Raw genomic sequence first — 16,263 nt, 5'->3', positions numbered from 1 at the left:
CCGCCCGCGGATCTGGATCAGCTGTCTTCCTCTTCCAGCCGCACCAGCGCCGCCCCGGCCTCGACCTGGTCGCCGGCAGAGGCCAGCACTTCGGCCACAACACCATCGCGGGCGGCCAGCAGCGAATGCTCCATCTTCATCGCTTCCAGAATGGCAAGCCGGTCTCCCTCTTTCACCGCCTGGCCCGCTTCGGCAAACACCGCCTTGACCAGGCCCGGCATCGGCGCCTCGACCACGTTCATGTCGCCGCCCGCGGCGGCAGCGCGGTCCAGCGGGTCCACCACGGTGAATTCCAGCCCATAGGCATCATGCACGGTGATCAGCGGACCCGATTGCGAAACCGTTGGCATCCGGCGCTCGCCGATACGCCACTGGCCCTGGCTGCGCTCAGCCACGACGGTTTCGCCCTCAATGGTCCACAGCTGCCGGTCCGGCCCGTCCACCTGAACATCAGCTGTGAATTCCTCGCCCGCATGGGTCAGGGTCACGGCGCGGTGCAGCGGCGCCCACAGGCTGAAGCCGGTGTGCGGCGCAGCCTGCACCAGATCCAGCGCCACCATCGCGGCAGCAGCCTTGTGGCGGGTTTCCACCTTGGGCGGCGCCACCAGCGTTTCCAGATCGCGGCCGATCAGGCCGGTGTCCACGTCGCCGTTGGAAAAACCTTCATGCGCCGCCAGCGCCCCGAGAAAGGCCAGGTTGGTCACGGTGCCGCCCACCTCGGTATCCTCCAGCGCGCGGGCCAGCCGCGACAGCGCCACCTTGCGGGTGGAGCCGTGCACGATCACCTTGGCGATCATCGGGTCGTACCAGGGGCTGATGGTGTCCCCTGCCCGCACACCGCTGTCGGCGCGGGCCTCTGCCGGGAAGGACAGATGCGTCAGCGTGCCGGTTGCGGGCAGGAAGCCCTTCGGCACGTCCTCCGCATAAAGCCGTGCCTCAAACGCATGGCCGGTGATGGTGAGGTCATCCTGCTGGGCAGGCAGGCTTTCGCCCGAGGCCACCCGCAGCTGCCATTCCACCAGATCGACGCCGGTGATCAGCTCGGTCACCGGGTGCTCCACCTGCAGGCGGGTGTTCATTTCCATGAACCAGAAGCCATCAGGGCGCAGCCCGTCGGAGCCATCGACGATGAATTCAACCGTGCCCGCGCCCTTGTAGCCGATCGCCTCGGCCGCGCGCACGCCGGCCTGGCCCATCGCCTCGCGCATCTCCGGGGTCATGCCCGGTGCCGGCGCCTCTTCAATGACTTTCTGGTGGCGCCGCTGCAGCGAGCAATCGCGCTCGAACAGATGCACCGCCTTTTCACCGTCGCCAAAGACCTGCACCTCGATATGGCGGGGCTGCTGGATGTATTTCTCGATCAGGACGTCGGGATTGCCAAAGGCGGTGGTCGCCTCGCCCTGCGCGCTTTTCAGGGCGTCGGAAAACTCCTCCGGCTTCTCAACCAGCCGCATCCCCTTGCCGCCGCCGCCCGCAACCGCCTTGATCAGAACCGGGTAGCCGATCTTCTCCGCCTTACCGGCCAGGAACTCCGGGTCCTGATTGCTGCCGTGGTAGCCGGGCACCACCGGTACGCCGGCCTCTTCCATCAGCGCCTTGGCGGCATCCTTGAGGCCCATCTTGCGGATCGCATCCGCCGACGGCCCGATAAAGACAAGGCCCGCGGCCTCCACCGCCTCGACGAACTTGGGGTTTTCCGACAGGAAGCCATAGCCCGGGTGGATCGCCTGAGCGCCGGTTTCCTGGGCCACCCGGATGATCTCATCCCCCTTCAGGTAGCTGTCGGCCGGGGCCGGGCCGCCGATATGCACCGCCTCATCCGCCATTTGCACATGTTTAGCGGCGGCATCGGCATCGGAATAGACCGCCACCGTGCGCACGCCCATGGCGCGGGCGGTTTCCATCACGCGGCAGGCGATTTCGCCGCGGTTGGCAATCAGTATCTTGTCAAACATGGGGTTGGTCCTTTGTCTGGATCTCTGGACCGGGGGCTGCCTGCCCCCGGACCCCCGGGGATATTTCTGGCCAGATGAAGACCGGATCTTACATCCGGAAGACGCCGAAGCGCGTGTCTTCGATCGGGGCATTCAGCGCGGCGCTCAGCGACAGGGCCAGCACATCGCGGGATTTGCGCGGGTCGATGATGCCATCATCCCAGAGCCGCGCGGAGGCATATAGCGGGTGGCTCTGCTCCTCGAACATCTCGATGGTGGGGCGCTTGAACTCCGCTTCTTCCTCGGTGCTCCAGCTGCCGCCCTGGCGTTCGATGGCGTCGCGTTTCACCGTCGCCAGCACACCCGCGGCCTGCTCGCCGCCCATTACTGAGATGCGGGAATTCGGCCAGGTCCACAGGAAGCGCGGGGAATAGGCGCGGCCCGACATGCCGTAGTTGCCGGCACCGAAGGAGCCGCCGACCAGCATGGTGATCTTGGGGACATTGGTGGTCGCCACCGCTGTCACCATCTTGGCGCCGTGGCGCGCGATGCCTTCGTTTTCGTATTTCCGGCCGACCATAAAGCCGGTGATGTTTTGCAGGAACACCAGCGGGATTTTACGCTGGCTGCACAGCTCGACGAAATGCGCGCCTTTCTGGGCGGCCTCCGAGAACAGCACGCCGTTGTTGGCGATGATGCCGATGGGGCAGCCCTTGAGGTGGGCAAAGCCGGTGACCAGCGTTTCGCCGAAGCGCGGCTTGAACTCGTCAAAGCGGGAGCCGTCGACCAGCCGCGCGATCACCTCGCGGATGTCATAGGGCGTGCGCAGATCGCCCGGCACCACGCCAAGGATTTCCTCGGGGTCGTAAGCCGGTTCTTCCGGGCTGGCCCAGTTCACCGTCAGCGGCTTGGTGATATTCAGCGACTGCACCGCACGGCGGGCCAGCGCCAGCGCATGGGCGTCATCCTCGGCCAGGTAGTCGGCCACACCGGAGAGGCGCGTGTGCACATCGCCGCCGCCCAGGTCCTCGGCGCTGACGACCTCGCCCGTGGCGGCCTTCACCAGCGGCGGCCCGGCCAGGAAGATGGTGCCCTGCTCCTTCACGATGATGGTCACATCCGACATCGCAGGCACATAGGCGCCGCCTGCGGTGCAGGAGCCCATGACGACCGCGATCTGCGGGATGCCCTTGGACGACATCCGGGCCTGGTTGTAGAAGATGCGCCCGAAGTGGTCGCGGTCGGGGAAGACCTCGTCCTGGTTGGGCAGGTTGGCCCCGCCCGAGTCCACCAGATAGATACAGGGGAGGCGGTTCTCCTCCGCAATTTCCTGCGCGCGCAGGTGTTTCTTCACGGTCATCGGGTAGTAGGTGCCGCCCTTCACAGTGGCGTCGTTGCAGACCACCATGACCTCCTGCCCGTGCACCCGGCCGATGCCAGCAATCACACCCGCGCTGGGGGCGGCGCCATCATACATGGCATGCGCCGCGGTGGCGCCGATTTCCAGGAACGGGGAGCCGGGGTCCAGCAGGTTCGCCACCCGGCGGCGCGGCAGCAACTTGCCGCGGCTTTCGTGGCGGGCGCGGGACTTCTCGCCGCCGCCCATGCGCGCGGCCTCGGCCGCTTCGCTGATCTGCGCGAGCGCTTCGAGATGCGCCTCGCGGTTCTGCTTGAAGCCTTCCGAGGAAGGCATCGCCTTGGATGTGAGTTTCATGTCCACTCTCCCGTTGTAGGGTTGAGATCTTCAATTCCGGTTGGCGCGGCGTGCGCCGGGTATGCAACACCTTGGGTCATTCAGTTTCCCCGGACGCGCGCGCCTTCAGCTCCTTGCGGATCACCTTGCCGGTCACGGTCATTGGCAGCGCGTCCAGAAAGGCCACCTCACGCGGGTAGGAATAATGCGCAAGGCGGTCCTTGACGTAATCCTGCAGTTCCTTCTCGGAGGCTTCGGCGCCGGGTTTTAGCACAACGTAGGCCTTGACGATCTCGGTGCGCAGAGGATCGGGCTTTCCGACCACGCCCACTGTCGCCACCGCCGGATGAGTCAGCAAGCAATCCTCGATCTCCGCCGGGCCGATGCGGTAGCCGCCGGAGGTGATCACGTCATCCTCGCGGCCGACAAAGCGCAGGTAGCCGCCTTCCCAGATGCCGCGGTCGCCGGTCACCAGCCAGGGCCCACGGAACTTCGCCGCCGTCTCCTCGGGCCGGTTCCAGTATTCCAGCAGCATCGAGGCCGAGCCGCGGCGGATGGCGACGTCGCCTTCGCCTTGGGTGGGGGTGCCGTCCTCGTCGATCACCGCCAGCTCATGCCCCGGCACAGCCTTGCCGATGCAGCCCGGGCGCGGCTCGAAATCGGCGGCGCAGGAGGAAGCCACCATGTTGCATTCGGTCTGGCCGTAGAATTCGTTGATGGTCACGCCCAGCTGCCGCCGGCCCCAGGCGAGCATTTCCGCGCCCAGGGGCTCTCCGCCGCTGGCAACCGAGCGCAGACCGTGGAGCCCCTGCCCGGCTGCCTTCAGCATCCGGAGCGCCGTGGGCGGGAAGAAGATGTTGCGCACCCCGGCCTTGGCGATCAGTTCGGCGCAGGCTTCGGGCGAGAACTTGTCCAGCCGCGCGGCAACCACCGGCACGCCCAGCGCCAGCCCCGGCATCAGCACGTCGAACAGCCCGCCAATCCAGGCCCAGTCGGCCGGAGTCCACAGGCAGTCACCCTCCTGCCCCAGGTGGTCATGGCTGATGGCAACGCCCGGCAGGTGGCCGGTCAGCACCCGGTGGCCATGCAGCGCGCCCTTGGGGCTGCCGGTGGTGCCGGAGGTGTAGATCAGCACGGCGGGCGTGCCGGGCGTAGTGTCCGCAAAGGGCACAGGCGCGCCGTCAATCCCGGCCTCCTCCACCATCACAGCCTCGGCCAGATCGCCGAGCAGCTCAGCACCTTCGCCGTCGGTAAAGACGAAACGCACACCGGCGTCTCCGGCGCGGGAGGCCAGCGCGTCGCGCTTGAACAGTTTGAACAAGGGCACCGAGATGCCGCCTGCCTTCCAGATGGCCAGATGCGCCGCCGCGCACCAGGGCGACTGGCTAAGCAGCACCCCGACCCGGTCGCCCGGCTGGATACGCTCCAGCAGATAGCGCGCCAGCCCGTCCGCCATCGCGGCCAGCTCACCGTAGGAAATGTCGCGCCGCGCCGCGCCGGTCATGTCGATAAGGGCGGTCTTTTCAGCCGGTTGCGCCAGGCATTGCGCGGCCATATTCAGCCGCTCCGGCAGGTCCCAGCTGCCATCAGCGCGAAGCCCTGGAATGTTACAACCCTCATGCATATTTAGACATTCCCGATACGCATGACAGGCATGCAGTTTTCCACTGGCTTTTCAAAGGGAAAGCGATCCGGCCCTTGATCCAGATCAGAGTTTCTTGCCGCCCTCTGGTGCACCACTGCCGGGTAAACACAAGAAAAGGGACGCACCCGATGAAACGCATGGTTTCCGCTCTGGCACTGACTTCTGCCCTCGCCGCCCTGGCCGCCCCCGCGCTGGCCCAGCAGCAGGGCGACTAGACCGTTGGTGTTGGTATCGCCAACGTGAACCCCAAATCCGGCAACGGCACCCTGGCCGGCATGGCTGCCGATATCGACGACGGCACCGCGCTGTCGCTGACCGTCGAATACTTCTTCCGCGACAACTGGGGCGTGGAACTGCTGGCCGCCTCGCCGTTTGAGCATGACGTCGCGCTGAACGGTGCCTATGCGGCTTCGGCGAAACAGCTGCCGCCGACCCTGTCGGTCAACTACCACTTCCCGACCGCCGGCAAGGTCAAGCCGTACCTGGGCCTGGGCCTGAACTACACCACCTTCTTCGAGGAAAGCTCGCCCCTGGGCACCATTGAAATGGACGACAGCTTTGGCGTCGCGGTCAACGCCGGTGCAGACTTCCAGGTCTCGGACAACGGCGCGCTGCGGCTCAACGTGCGCTGGATGGACATCGACAGCGACGTCTCCCTGAACGGCACCGAAATCGGCACCGCGGAGATCGATCCGGTTGTCGTGAACCTCGCTTACGTGCACCGCTTCTGATCCTTAGTGACCTTGTTCCGGTCTGGCGGCTGGCCTCGTGCCGCCAGGCTTGTTTCAAACCACGCGTCTCCCTTGGAGGCGCGGGGTTTTCTTTTGTTACATAGTGCCCATCAGTTCGCGGCCGATCAGCATCCGGCGGATTTCGCTGGTGCCCGCGCCGATCTCCATCAGCTTGGCATCGCGGAAGATGCGGCCGACCGGGTTGTCGGACAGGTAGCCTGCACCGCCAAAGGCCTGCACCGCCTGATGCGCTTGGGTCATCGCCACTTCCGACGCATAGAGACAGCAGGCCGCCGCATCCTGGCGGGTCACGGTGCCCTTGTCGCAGGACTTGGCGACTTCATAGACATAGGCCCGCGCCGAGTTCATCGCGGTGTACATGTCGGCAATCTTGGCCTGCATCAGCTGGAAGTTCCCGATCGGCTGGCCGAACTGCTTGCGCTCCGCCATATAGGGCATCATCTCGTCCATGCAGGACGCCATGATGCCGAGGCCGATGCCCGCCAGCACCACGCGCTCATAGTCCAGGCCGGACATCAGGACGCGCACGCCCTTGCCCTCTTCACCCAGCACGTTCTCGAACGGCACTTCCACATCCTCAAACACCAGTTCGGCGGTGTTGGAGCCGCGCATCCCCAGCTTGTCGAAATGCTTGGAGGTGGAGAAGCCCTTCATCTCCTTTTCGATCAGGAAGGCGGTGATGCCCTTGGAGCCTGCCTCCGGATCGGTCTTGGCATAAACCACCAGCGTGTCGGCGTCGGGGCCATTGGTGATCCAGTACTTGTTACCGTTCAGGCGGTAGTGATCGTTGCGCTTTTCCGCGCGCAGCGACATCGACACCACGTCGGAGCCCGCGCCCGCCTCGGACATTGCCAGTGCGCCGACATGCTCGCCCGAGATCAGACGGGGCAGGTATTTCTGCTTCTGCTCGGCGTTGCCGTTCAGCTTGATCTGATTGACGCAGAGGTTGGAATGCGCGCCATAGGACAGCGAAACAGAGGCCGACGCGCGGGCGATTTCCTCCACCGCAACCGTGTGGGCCAGATAGGACATACCCGCGCCGCCGAACTCTTCCGGCACGGTGATGCCGAGCAGACCAAGCTCACCCATCTCCTGCCACAGCTCGGCAGGGAACTCGTTTTTCTGGTCGATCTCCTGCGCCATCGGCTTGACGCGGTCCTGCGCCCAGCGGTGAACCACATCGCGCAGGGCGTTAACATCCTCACCAAGATCAAAACTCATGCTTGCGTTGAACATCCCGCAGATCCTCCAGGGCACAGCCGATTATATGAACAGTTGTTCAATTCAATAGACGACCACACGATTCGCGTCAATTGCATTGACGTGCCCTGCCGGCCCGCGCATGCAAACGGGCGGCCCCGGCAGGGCCGCCCGCAATAAGAAGAACTCATTGATTTCAGCGGATCACGTGGATCACAGTGCGGCTGTCCGCCTCCACCACGACCGGCAAACCCTTGAGATAGACGTAGCGGAAGTTCGAGTCCGGGACCTCAGCCAGCTGGACTTCCTCCGGAATGACGACGCCGGTCACCACTTCGCCCTGCACATACACCGGTTCGGTTGCATTGCTGCGGACATAGGTCACGACCCGCTCATCCGGAACGGCGGCTTCGCCTGCGAGGCTGCCCGCCACGGCACCCGCCACAACGCCGGCCGGGCCGGCAATCAGACCGCCGGTGATGGCACCGCCGAGCGCCCCCGCAGCGGCATCGTTCCCGCCGGTTTCGGTAGAGGTGTAGGTCACGGTTTCAAACTTGACCGGGCTCTCCTTGGCGACCACCGGCACATATTTTTCGGCGACGGTGCCGGTCAAGTATTCGCCATAAGCCCAGCCTTCGGCACCGTCATAGCCGACCTTGCACCAGTTGCTTTTCTCCAGGCAGCCGTCGAGGTCGACTGCGCCGTCCTTGGAGATGACACCGATGATCTCATGCTGCGGCCCGGGGCCTGCGCGCAGGTTCAGATCGGTCACGGCCTGCACTTGGGCGCCGGCCCAAACAGGTGCAGCCACCAGGGCCAGGGCAGATGCCGTCAGGGCGCGTTTCGGAGTAAGCATGATAGTCTCCTCTCATCCATTTCCTGTCTTCGGCGCCTCAACGCGCCGTTGAGCTGGAGTAACGCCACCCCCGGAAAAAGGTTCCCCGGATCCTTTTCCCGCACCTGCGCGTAGGTATTGCATAAGGGGGACAGAACCCGCCCCGCCAATTAGAATCAGGAGATTTGCATGAAACGTTCGAACCGCGCCCTGGCTGCCGTATTCTGCCTGCTGAGCCTGCCCGCCGCCGCCGAGGAGATCGGACAGATCGGGGTGGACTGGGTCGGCAATGATATCGTGATCGAGGCGATCTCCGACCCCAAGGTCGAAGGCGTCACCTGCCACATTGCCTATTTCGAACGCGGGCTGATCGACCGGCTGTCCAAGGGCAACTGGTTCGAGGATCCTTCCAATGCCTCGCTGGCCTGCCGCCAGACCGGGCCCGTCACGCTGGGCGCCATCGACCGCAGCGATGACGGCGAGGACGTGTTCCGGGAGTCCCGGTCTATCATCCTCAAATCGCTGCGGGTCAAACGCCTGTTCGACGAAGCCAACCAGACGCTGATCTATGTCGCTCACGCCGCCGAACTGACGGACGGCTCCGCCAAGGTGTCAATCTCGACCGTGCCGCTCTATCAGCCCGACTGATAGACCGAGGAAACCTCCGCCCGGATGATCCGGGCGATCTGGGCGCAGTCCTCAAGACTGAAGGTCAGCGGCACCCGCATGTCGATGATCCCCGCCAGGATGCGGTCGCTTTGCGGCAGCCGCGGCGTGTCCGCATAGCGCCAGCTGTCATAGCGGGAGGTGAAGGCCACCGGCTCCGGCGTGCCGAACCATTTCAGCTCCACCCCGCGGGCGGCACAGCGGCGCACCGCCTCCTGCACCGCTTCCTCGGACCAATCCAGCAGCAGGAACTGGATCGAGGAGCCGACATAGACCTCCTGCGCGGGGCGTTCCACCACCGTCAGGCCCGGCGTGCCGCGCAGACCTTCCTCGAGCTTGCGGTAGCGGTCGTTCCAGCGCTCCACCTGGGTGTCCAGGTCGCGCAGCTGCGGCCGCAGGATGGCGGCGCGCAGGTTGTCCATGCGGCCCGAGATGTTGGGGGTCTCGTATTTCACCCGCTCGAACACCTCCGGCCCAGGTGCGGCCAGGTGGCGGCCATAGAGCATGTAGGAGCCCGACAGCATGATGGCCCGGGCGGCGATTTCTCCGTCGTCGGTGATAAGCAGACCGCCCTCGCCCGAGTTCACATGCTTGTAGGTCTGGCAGGAATAGCAGCCCACCGCCCCGTGACGGCCTGACAGCACTCCGTTCCAGGACGCCCCCATGGTGTGGGCGCAATCCTCAATCACGGTGATGCCGGCCGCATCGCAGATCTCCATCAGCCGGTCCATGTCGCACAGATGCCCGCGCATGTGCGACAGCATCAGCACTTTCGCCTGATCCGCCTTGGCAGCCAGGTCGTCGAGGTCGATGGTCAGGTCTTCGGTCACCTCGACAAACACCGGCTTCGCCCCGATAGAGGCAATCGAGCCCGGCACCGGCGCCAGCGTGAAGGCGTTGGTCAGAACCTTGTCGCCGGGCTTTACCCCGACTGCGCGCAGGGAAGTGGCCAGCGCATAGCCGCCCGAGGCCACGGCCAGGCAGTATTTCGCGCCCATCTGGGCCGCAAACTCCTGCTCCAGCAGCGCGGTCTCCCCCGCCTCGCCTTCGGCCACATTGTAGCGGTGCAGCCGCCCGTGGCGGAGCACCGCCAGCGCGGCCTCGATGGCGTCTTCAGGAATGGCTTCTTGCTGGGTGAAGGACCCGGTAAATTTTTCGCTCATGCAGCGTTTGTGAGCCGCGGCCCGGCACGGGTCAAGAGGGAAGCGCAGCGGCCGAAAATCCCGAAACTAAGTTGCGGGATCACGCAATCAGCCGGTCCGCGACCTCCAGCAGGTCCTCGAACCGGTCCAGCAGCGCCTCAGGGTTCAAGGCGGCCATATCGTCACCCGACGGGCCAAAAGTTACCAGTACCGAAGGTACTCCGGCATTGGCAGAAGTATTGCGGTCGGTGTCGCTGTCGCCGACCAGCAGGGTACGGGCCGGGTCGCCGCCGGCGCGCCGGGCGGCCTCGAACAACGGTTCCGGATCCGGCTTTCGCACTGGCAGAGTGTCCGCCCCCACCAGAGAGGCAAAGGCATCCCGCACGCCAAGGCTGCGCATCAGCTGATCCGCGAGCGCCTCCGGCTTGTTGGTGCAGATGCCGACGCCGAAACCGGCGCTCTTCAGCGCCTCGACCGCCTCCATCGCACCTGGGTACAGGGTGGTGTGGTGGTCAATGGCGTCACGGTAGACATCCAGGAACACAGGATAAAACTCTTCCACCACCGCGGGATCATACCGACCAGCACGCTTCAGCCCGTGCGTCAGCATCATCCGGGCGCCGCGCAGAGACACTGCTGCATCCTGCGGATGGCTCAGCACATCGCCCAGCCCCATCTGGCGGAAGCAGAAATTGGCCGCCGCCAGCAGATCGCCCGACGTGTCCGCCAGCGTGCCGTCCAGATCGAATATAACCGTTCGCATGTCCTGCCCTTTCGGCACATTTCCGCCGCCGCATGTTGCAGCCCGCAACCTTGTTTGATGGCGCTATCCCTTGCGCCCCGCCCCTCAGCGGATAAAACGGGAGCGCTAAAAAGACAAAGAGAAAAGCGATTATGAGCATTGCCCTTGTCATCCTGGCGGCCGGAAAAGGCACACGGATGAACTCTGACCTCCCCAAAGTCCTGCACCCGATCGCACAGGCGCCGATGCTGGAGCACGCCATGGCCGCGGGCCGCGCGCTGGCGCCGGAGCGCACCATCGTCGTGGCAGGCCACGGGGCGGATGAGGTCCGCAAGGCAGTGGCAGACATTGACGAAGAGGCCGAAGTTGTCCTGCAGGAAGAACAGCTTGGCACTGCCCACGCCGTGGACCAGGCCCGCGCCGCGCTGGACGGTTTTTCGGGCGATGTGGTCGTGCTTTATGGCGACACCCCCTTTGTCAGCGCCGAAACGCTGGAGCGGATGGTCGAGGCCCGCCAGCGTGCCGATCTGGTGATCCTGGGATTCGAGGCCGCCGATCCGGGCCGCTATGGCCGTCTGGTGATGGAGGGCGACAGCCTGGAGCGGATTGTCGAGTTCAAGGACGCCACTGCGGCGGAGCGCGCCATCAGCTTCTGCAACTCCGGCCTGATGGCCTGCGACGCGCAGCTGATGTTCGACCTGATCGCCAGGGTCGGCAATGAGAACGCCTCTGGCGAATATTACCTGACCGACCTGGTGGAGCTGGCCCGGGCTGAAGGCAGGAATGTTACCGCGGTATCTTGTGACGAGGCCGAAACGCTGGGCGTCAACTCCCGCGCCGAACTGGCGCAGGCGGACGCGCTGTTCCAAGCCCGTGCAAGGGCTGAAATGCTGGATCTGGGCGTCACCCTGATGGCACCGGAAACCGTCTACCTCGCCTTTGACACGCATATCGGCCGCGACACCGTGATCGAGCCCAACGTGGTCTTTGGCCCCGGTGTGACGGTGGAAAGCGGCGCGCTGATCCGCGCCTTCTCGCATCTGGAGGGCTGCCATGTCAGCCGCGGCGCCAAAGTGGGGCCTTATGCCCGCCTGCGCCCCGGTGCGGAACTGGCCGAGAACACCCACATCGGCAACTTTGTCGAGATCAAGAACGCGGAGATCGCCGAGGGCGCCAAGGTCAATCACCTTAGCTATATCGGCGATGCCTCGGTCGGTGAGGCAACGAACATTGGCGCAGGCACGATTACCTGCAACTATGACGGGGTGATGAAGCACCGCACCGAGATCGGCGCCCGTGCTTTTATCGGGTCGAACACCATGCTGGTCGCCCCGGTCCGGGTCGGCAACGAGGCGATGACGGCGACCGGTGCCGTTGTCACGAAGAACGTCGAAGACGGCGATTTGGCCATCGGCCGCGCCGAGCAAACCAACAAACCGGGCCGCGCGCGCAAGCTGATGGACATGCTGCGCGCCAAGAAGGCCCGCCTGCAGAAGGGAGCCAAGTGATGTGCGGAATTGTCGGCGTTCTGGGTAATCACGAAGCCGCCCCGATCCTGGTCGAGGCGCTGAAGCGGCTGGAATACCGCGGCTATGACAGCGCAGGCATCGCCACCGTGAACAACGGCGCCCTGCGGCGCCGCCGCGCGGTCGGCAAGCTGGTGAACCTTTCCGACCTCCTGGTGCATGAGCCGCTGGCCGGCAAGGCAGGCATCGGCCACACCCGCTGGGCCACCCATGGCGCGCCTTCCGTCAGCAACGCGCATCCCCACCGCGCGGGCGCGGTGGCCGTGGTCCACAACGGCATCATCGAGAACTACAAGGAGCTGCGCGCCGAGCTGCTGAACTGCGGCATGGAGTTCCGCACCGAGACCGACACCGAGACCGTCGCCCTGATGACGGAGCGCTATCTGAAGGAGGGCCACGCTCCCGTTGATGCGGCCTTCAAAACGCTCGACCAACTGGAGGGGGCCTTTGCCTTGGCCTTCCTGTTCGACGGCGAGGAGGACCTTATCATCGCTGCCCGCAAGGGTTCGCCGCTGGCGATCGGCCACGGCGATGGCGAGATGTTCGTGGGCTCCGATGCGATTGCGCTGGCACCGCTGACCGACCGGATCACCTATCTGGAGGAAGGCGACCGCGCCGTCGTCACCCGCGCAGGCGCCGAAATACGCAACGCGCATGGCGAGCTGGTAAACCGGGAAACCAAGACCATCCAGATCGACGCGACCCAGGTCGACAAGGCCGGCCACAAGCACTTCATGGCCAAGGAAATCGCCGAGCAGCCGCATGTGATCGCCGAGGCGATCCGCCACTACCTGCCGGTGGAGGAAGACACCGTGCGCCTTCCCGGCGAGGGCGTGGACTTTTCTGATGTCGAGCGGCTGACCATGGTCGCCTGCGGCACCGCCTATTACGCCTGCGTTACTGCCAAATACTGGTTCGAACAGATCGCCCGGCTGCCGGTCGAGGTCGATATCGCCTCGGAGTTCCGCTACCGCGAGCCGCCGATCCCGGGCAAGACCCTGGCGCTGTTTGTCTCCCAATCGGGCGAGACCGCCGACACCCTGGCGGCGCTGCGCTATTGCCAGGAAAAGGCGGACAAGATCCTGTCGGTCGTCAACGTCCCCGAAAGCTCCATCGCGCGGGAAAGCGACCTGGCGCTGCCGATCTTTGCCGGCCCGGAAATCGGCGTCGCCTCCACCAAGGCCTTCACCTGCCAGCTGACAGTGCTGCTGGCGCTGGCGCTCAAGGCCGCCTGCGACCGCGGCCACCTGAGCGCGGAGGAAATGACCGAATACGCCACCGCCATCCGCGGCCTGCCCAACGTCCTGTCCTCTGCGCTGGAGCAAAACGAAGCGATCCGCCAGGCCGCGCAGAAAGTCAGCGAAGCCCGCGATGTTTTGTTCCTGGGCCGCGGCCTGATGTTCCCGCTGGCGCTGGAAGGCGCGCTGAAGCTCAAGGAAATCAGCTATATCCATGCCGAAGCCTATGCCTCCGGCGAGTTGAAGCACGGCCCCATTGCGCTGATTGACAAGAACATGCCGGTGGTGGTGCTGACGCCCAGGGACTCGCTGTTCGACAAGTCCGTCTCCAACATGCAGGAGGTGCTGGCGCGCAAGGGCAAGGTGCTGATGATCTCCGACCAGGACGGCATTGACGAGGCCGGCGACGACGTCTGGTGCGCGATCCGGATGCCCCGCATCAAGGAGGCTCTGTCCCCGATCCTCTATGCGATCCCGGCGCAGCTTCTGGCCTATCACACCGCGGTGGCCAAAGGCACCGATGTGGACCAGCCGCGCAACCTGGCGAAATCGGTTACAGTCGAGTGACCGGCGTGACACTGCAGGAAGCGCTGGCGCAGCTGAAAGGCCAGGCCGAACCCGGCCGGGCGGAGCAGATGGCCGCCTACCACAAGCAGACGCGTGAGGTGCTGGGGGTGCCCAACCCGGCCACCAATGACCTGGCCAAATCCTGGCGGCAGACCCTGAACACTGAGGAACGCGTCTCCCTGGCGCGGGCGCTTTGGGAAACCGACATCTTCGAGGCCCGCATCGCCGCCGCCAAGCTGCTGACCCAGGCCCGGATCAAGGACGACGCACCGGTTTGGGAGCTGCTGCAATCCTGGGTGCCGGAGTTCGACAGCTGGGCGATCGCCGACCACGCGTGCTCAGCGATTGCCAAACGGCTGCAGGCGGAGCCTGCGCGGCTCGATACTGTGGATGCGTGGTCGCGGTCGGACCACATGTGGACCCGCCGCGCCGCCCTGGTCGCCACCCTTCCCTGGGCCAAGATGAACAACCTGAAACCGGCGGATCAGGAGCGGCGTGAGCGCATCCTCGGATGGGCAGCTGCTTACGTGCCGGACCGGGACTGGTTCATCCAAAAGGCCATCGGCTGGTGGCTGCGCGATCTCAGCAAACATGACGCCGCGCGCACCCGCGCCTTTCTGGACGCGCATGGCGCGCAGATGAAAGCCTTCGCCCGCGAGGAAGCGGCGAAGTACTTGAAAGACGCCTAGGCCCGCCAAGGCCCCGCCCGGCACCCGCCGGGCAGCGCACGCCCCCCGCTCCAAGAGGGCGGGCGCTTCCCCCCCTCAACGGAACAGAACTCAGCCCGCGGGCAGCACCTGCACTTCGGCCAGCTCGGTCAGCGGCAGGCCCAACGCCCGCATGGCGCTGATCGACAGGCGGCTGCCGCCCGATTCCGCGCCTGGGATCGGTTTCAACGTCACCACCGCCTGGGTGTTGCGGCTGGTCCGGATCAGCGCCTGCTGCTCCGCCGCCACCAACGGCGTCTCCATCCACATTCCCGGAAGTGAAGGATCGCCCAGCGACGCCACCGTTGTCGCGGATCCGCGGAAGGTCGGCGCTGCAGGCGCTGCGGGATCCGCCTCTGCCACATCAATACCTGGCGCCGGCTGCAGCACCGGGTCCTGCGGCTCAGCCGCTGCCGGGCTGCCCGAACCGTTCAAAATGGAAGAATTCAGCTGGATGCCGTTGCAGGCCGCCAGCAGGGAAATCGAAGCAAGGGAAAGGATTGTCATACGCATGGGCAAACCCTAGCTATCCGCGAAACTCTTTGCCAGAGACAAAAGCCGTCCCCCCTTGCCGCGGGCGGTGCCCCGCTTTACCTAGGAGGCATGACGGCTCCTCTTATCGATCCCTTCGCCCGCGCAATCACTTACCTGCGTGTCTCGGTCACCGACCGCTGCGACTTCCGCTGCGTCTATTGCATGTCCGAGAACATGACCTTCCTGCCCAAGAAGGACCTCCTGACGCTGGAGGAGCTGGACCGGCTCTGTTCCACCTTCATCCGCCTGGGCGTCGAGAAGCTCAGGATCACCGGCGGCGAGCCGCTGGTGCGCCGTGGAATCATGACATTTTTCCAGGCGATGAGCCGCCATCTGGAAACCGGCGCCCTGAAGGAGCTGACGCTGACCACCAACGGCTCGCAGCTGGTGAAATACGCCGACGACCTCTATGCCGCCGGGGTGCGCCGGGTGAATATCTCGCTCGACACGCTGGACGAGCAGAAGTTTTCGGATGTGACCCGCTGGGGCCGCCTGCCGCAGGTGCTGAGGGGCATCGACGCGGCGCAGAAGGCTGGCCTGCGCGTCAAGATCAACGCGGTGGCGCTCAAAGGCTTCAACGAGGAAGAGCTGCCCGCCATCACCCGCTGGTGCGCCGAACGGGACATGGACCTCACCTGGATCGAGGTGATGCCGATGGGCGAAGACATCGGCAACATGGAACGGATCGGCCAGTACTGGTCGCTGAAGGACGTGCGCGCGGAATACGAAAACCACTACACCGTCACCGACCTGGCCGAGCGCACCGGCGGCCCGGCCCGCTATGTGCGGCTGGAGGAAACCGGGCAAAAGATCGGGTTCATCACCCCGCTGTCGCATAATTTCTGCGAAAGCTGCAACCGGGTGCGCGTCACCTGCACCGGCGAGATCTACACCTGCCTCGGCCAGGAAGGCAAAGCCGACCTGCGCGCGCCGCTGCGCGCCAACGAGGAAGGCACCGGCGTGCTGGAGGCCGCCATCCGCGCCGCCATCGGCGACAAGCCGCGCGGCCATGACTTCGACTACTCGCGGCAGGAAGTCGGCGGCAAGATGACCCGCCACATGAGCCACACCGGCGGCTGACC

The 16,263-nt window shown here is 65.2% G+C and carries 13 protein-coding genes and 1 pseudogene; 6 read left to right on the top strand and 8 right to left on the bottom strand.

What is annotated here, in order from left to right:
- Window positions 1–17: 17 nt before the first annotated feature.
- From ACFMBG_RS04180 to ACFMBG_RS04170, 3 genes are all read right to left on the bottom strand, one after another.
- The gene (locus ACFMBG_RS04180; protein ID WP_421053473.1) at window positions 18–1,955 is read right to left on the bottom strand and encodes an ATP-binding protein; all 1,938 of its coding nucleotides are present in this window, start codon (window positions 1,953–1,955) and stop codon (window positions 18–20) included.
- Between the two features lie 88 nt (window positions 1,956–2,043).
- A complete protein-coding gene (locus ACFMBG_RS04175; protein ID WP_421053472.1) occupies window positions 2,044–3,648 on the bottom strand; it encodes a carboxyl transferase domain-containing protein in 1,605 nt (534 codons plus the stop codon).
- 76 nt (window positions 3,649–3,724) lie between these two features.
- Window positions 3,725–5,251: an AMP-binding protein gene (locus ACFMBG_RS04170; RefSeq protein WP_421053471.1), complete on the bottom strand. Its 1,527-nt coding sequence runs from the start codon at window positions 5,249–5,251 to the stop codon at window positions 3,725–3,727.
- A 149-nt stretch (window positions 5,252–5,400) separates the two neighbouring features.
- Between ACFMBG_RS04170 and ACFMBG_RS04165 the strand changes: the two are divergent.
- A pseudogene (locus ACFMBG_RS04165) lies at window positions 5,401–6,003 on the top strand (OmpW/AlkL family protein).
- A 96-nt stretch (window positions 6,004–6,099) separates the two neighbouring features.
- On the opposite strand, the gene ACFMBG_RS04160 reads toward ACFMBG_RS04165, so the two are convergent.
- Window positions 6,100–7,260 (bottom strand): isovaleryl-CoA dehydrogenase, encoded by a 1,161-nt coding sequence (locus ACFMBG_RS04160; RefSeq protein ID WP_421053470.1) that lies wholly within the window; start codon window positions 7,258–7,260, stop codon window positions 6,100–6,102.
- Window positions 7,261–7,420: 160 nt separating this feature from the next.
- Entirely contained in the window at window positions 7,421–8,080 is a 660-nt protein-coding gene (locus tag ACFMBG_RS04155) for a DUF1236 domain-containing protein (protein ID WP_421053469.1), read from the bottom strand.
- 168 nt (window positions 8,081–8,248) lie between these two features.
- Between ACFMBG_RS04155 and ACFMBG_RS04150 the strand changes: the two genes are divergently transcribed.
- Entirely contained in the window at window positions 8,249–8,707 is a 459-nt protein-coding gene (locus tag ACFMBG_RS04150) for a CreA family protein (protein ID WP_421053468.1), read from the top strand.
- Here the strand turns inward: ACFMBG_RS04150 and ACFMBG_RS04145 are convergent.
- Both ACFMBG_RS04145 and ACFMBG_RS04140 read right to left on the bottom strand, forming a co-directional pair.
- A complete protein-coding gene (locus ACFMBG_RS04145; RefSeq protein ID WP_421053467.1) occupies window positions 8,695–9,888 on the bottom strand; it encodes a DegT/DnrJ/EryC1/StrS family aminotransferase in 1,194 nt (397 codons plus the stop codon). The two genes, ACFMBG_RS04150 and ACFMBG_RS04145, sit on opposite strands and share 13 nt — an antisense overlap.
- A gap of 79 nt (window positions 9,889–9,967) precedes the next feature.
- Window positions 9,968–10,630, bottom strand: a complete 663-nt coding sequence (locus ACFMBG_RS04140; RefSeq protein WP_421053466.1) for an HAD-IA family hydrolase — start codon at window positions 10,628–10,630, stop codon at window positions 9,968–9,970.
- A gap of 131 nt (window positions 10,631–10,761) precedes the next feature.
- Between ACFMBG_RS04140 and glmU the strand changes: the two genes are divergently transcribed.
- From glmU to ACFMBG_RS04125, 3 genes are read left to right on the top strand one after another with little or no spacing between them, the layout of a single operon-like run.
- Window positions 10,762–12,117, top strand: coding sequence for a bifunctional UDP-N-acetylglucosamine diphosphorylase/glucosamine-1-phosphate N-acetyltransferase GlmU (gene glmU, locus ACFMBG_RS04135; RefSeq protein ID WP_421053465.1), 1,356 nt, complete (start codon window positions 10,762–10,764; stop codon window positions 12,115–12,117).
- The gene (glmS, locus tag ACFMBG_RS04130) at window positions 12,117–13,940 is read left to right on the top strand and encodes a glutamine--fructose-6-phosphate transaminase (isomerizing) (protein WP_421053464.1); all 1,824 of its coding nucleotides are present in this window, start codon (window positions 12,117–12,119) and stop codon (window positions 13,938–13,940) included. The genes glmU and glmS overlap by 1 nt, the downstream gene beginning before the upstream one ends.
- 5 nt (window positions 13,941–13,945) lie before the next feature.
- Window positions 13,946–14,629 carry a DNA alkylation repair protein gene (locus ACFMBG_RS04125; protein ID WP_421053544.1) on the top strand — a complete coding sequence of 228 codons (684 nt, stop codon included), beginning with the start codon at window positions 13,946–13,948 and terminating at the stop codon, window positions 14,627–14,629.
- A gap of 90 nt (window positions 14,630–14,719) precedes the next feature.
- On the opposite strand, the gene ACFMBG_RS04120 is transcribed toward ACFMBG_RS04125, so the two are convergent.
- Window positions 14,720–15,160 carry a hypothetical protein gene (locus ACFMBG_RS04120; protein WP_421053463.1) on the bottom strand — a complete coding sequence of 147 codons (441 nt, stop codon included), beginning with the start codon at window positions 15,158–15,160 and terminating at the stop codon, window positions 14,720–14,722.
- A 90-nt stretch (window positions 15,161–15,250) separates the two neighbouring features.
- Between ACFMBG_RS04120 and moaA the strand changes: the two genes are divergently transcribed.
- Window positions 15,251–16,261, top strand: coding sequence for a GTP 3',8-cyclase MoaA (gene moaA / locus ACFMBG_RS04115; RefSeq protein WP_421053462.1), 1,011 nt, complete (start codon window positions 15,251–15,253; stop codon window positions 16,259–16,261).
- Window positions 16,262–16,263: the final 2 nt, after the last annotated feature.

The sequence above is a fragment of the Leisingera coralii genome (assembly GCF_049056525.1).
Lineage (GTDB): Bacteria > Pseudomonadota > Alphaproteobacteria > Rhodobacterales > Rhodobacteraceae > Leisingera > Leisingera coralii.
The sequence above is the reverse complement of the archived record's forward strand: the minus strand, read 5'-3'. Positions and strand labels throughout refer to the sequence as shown.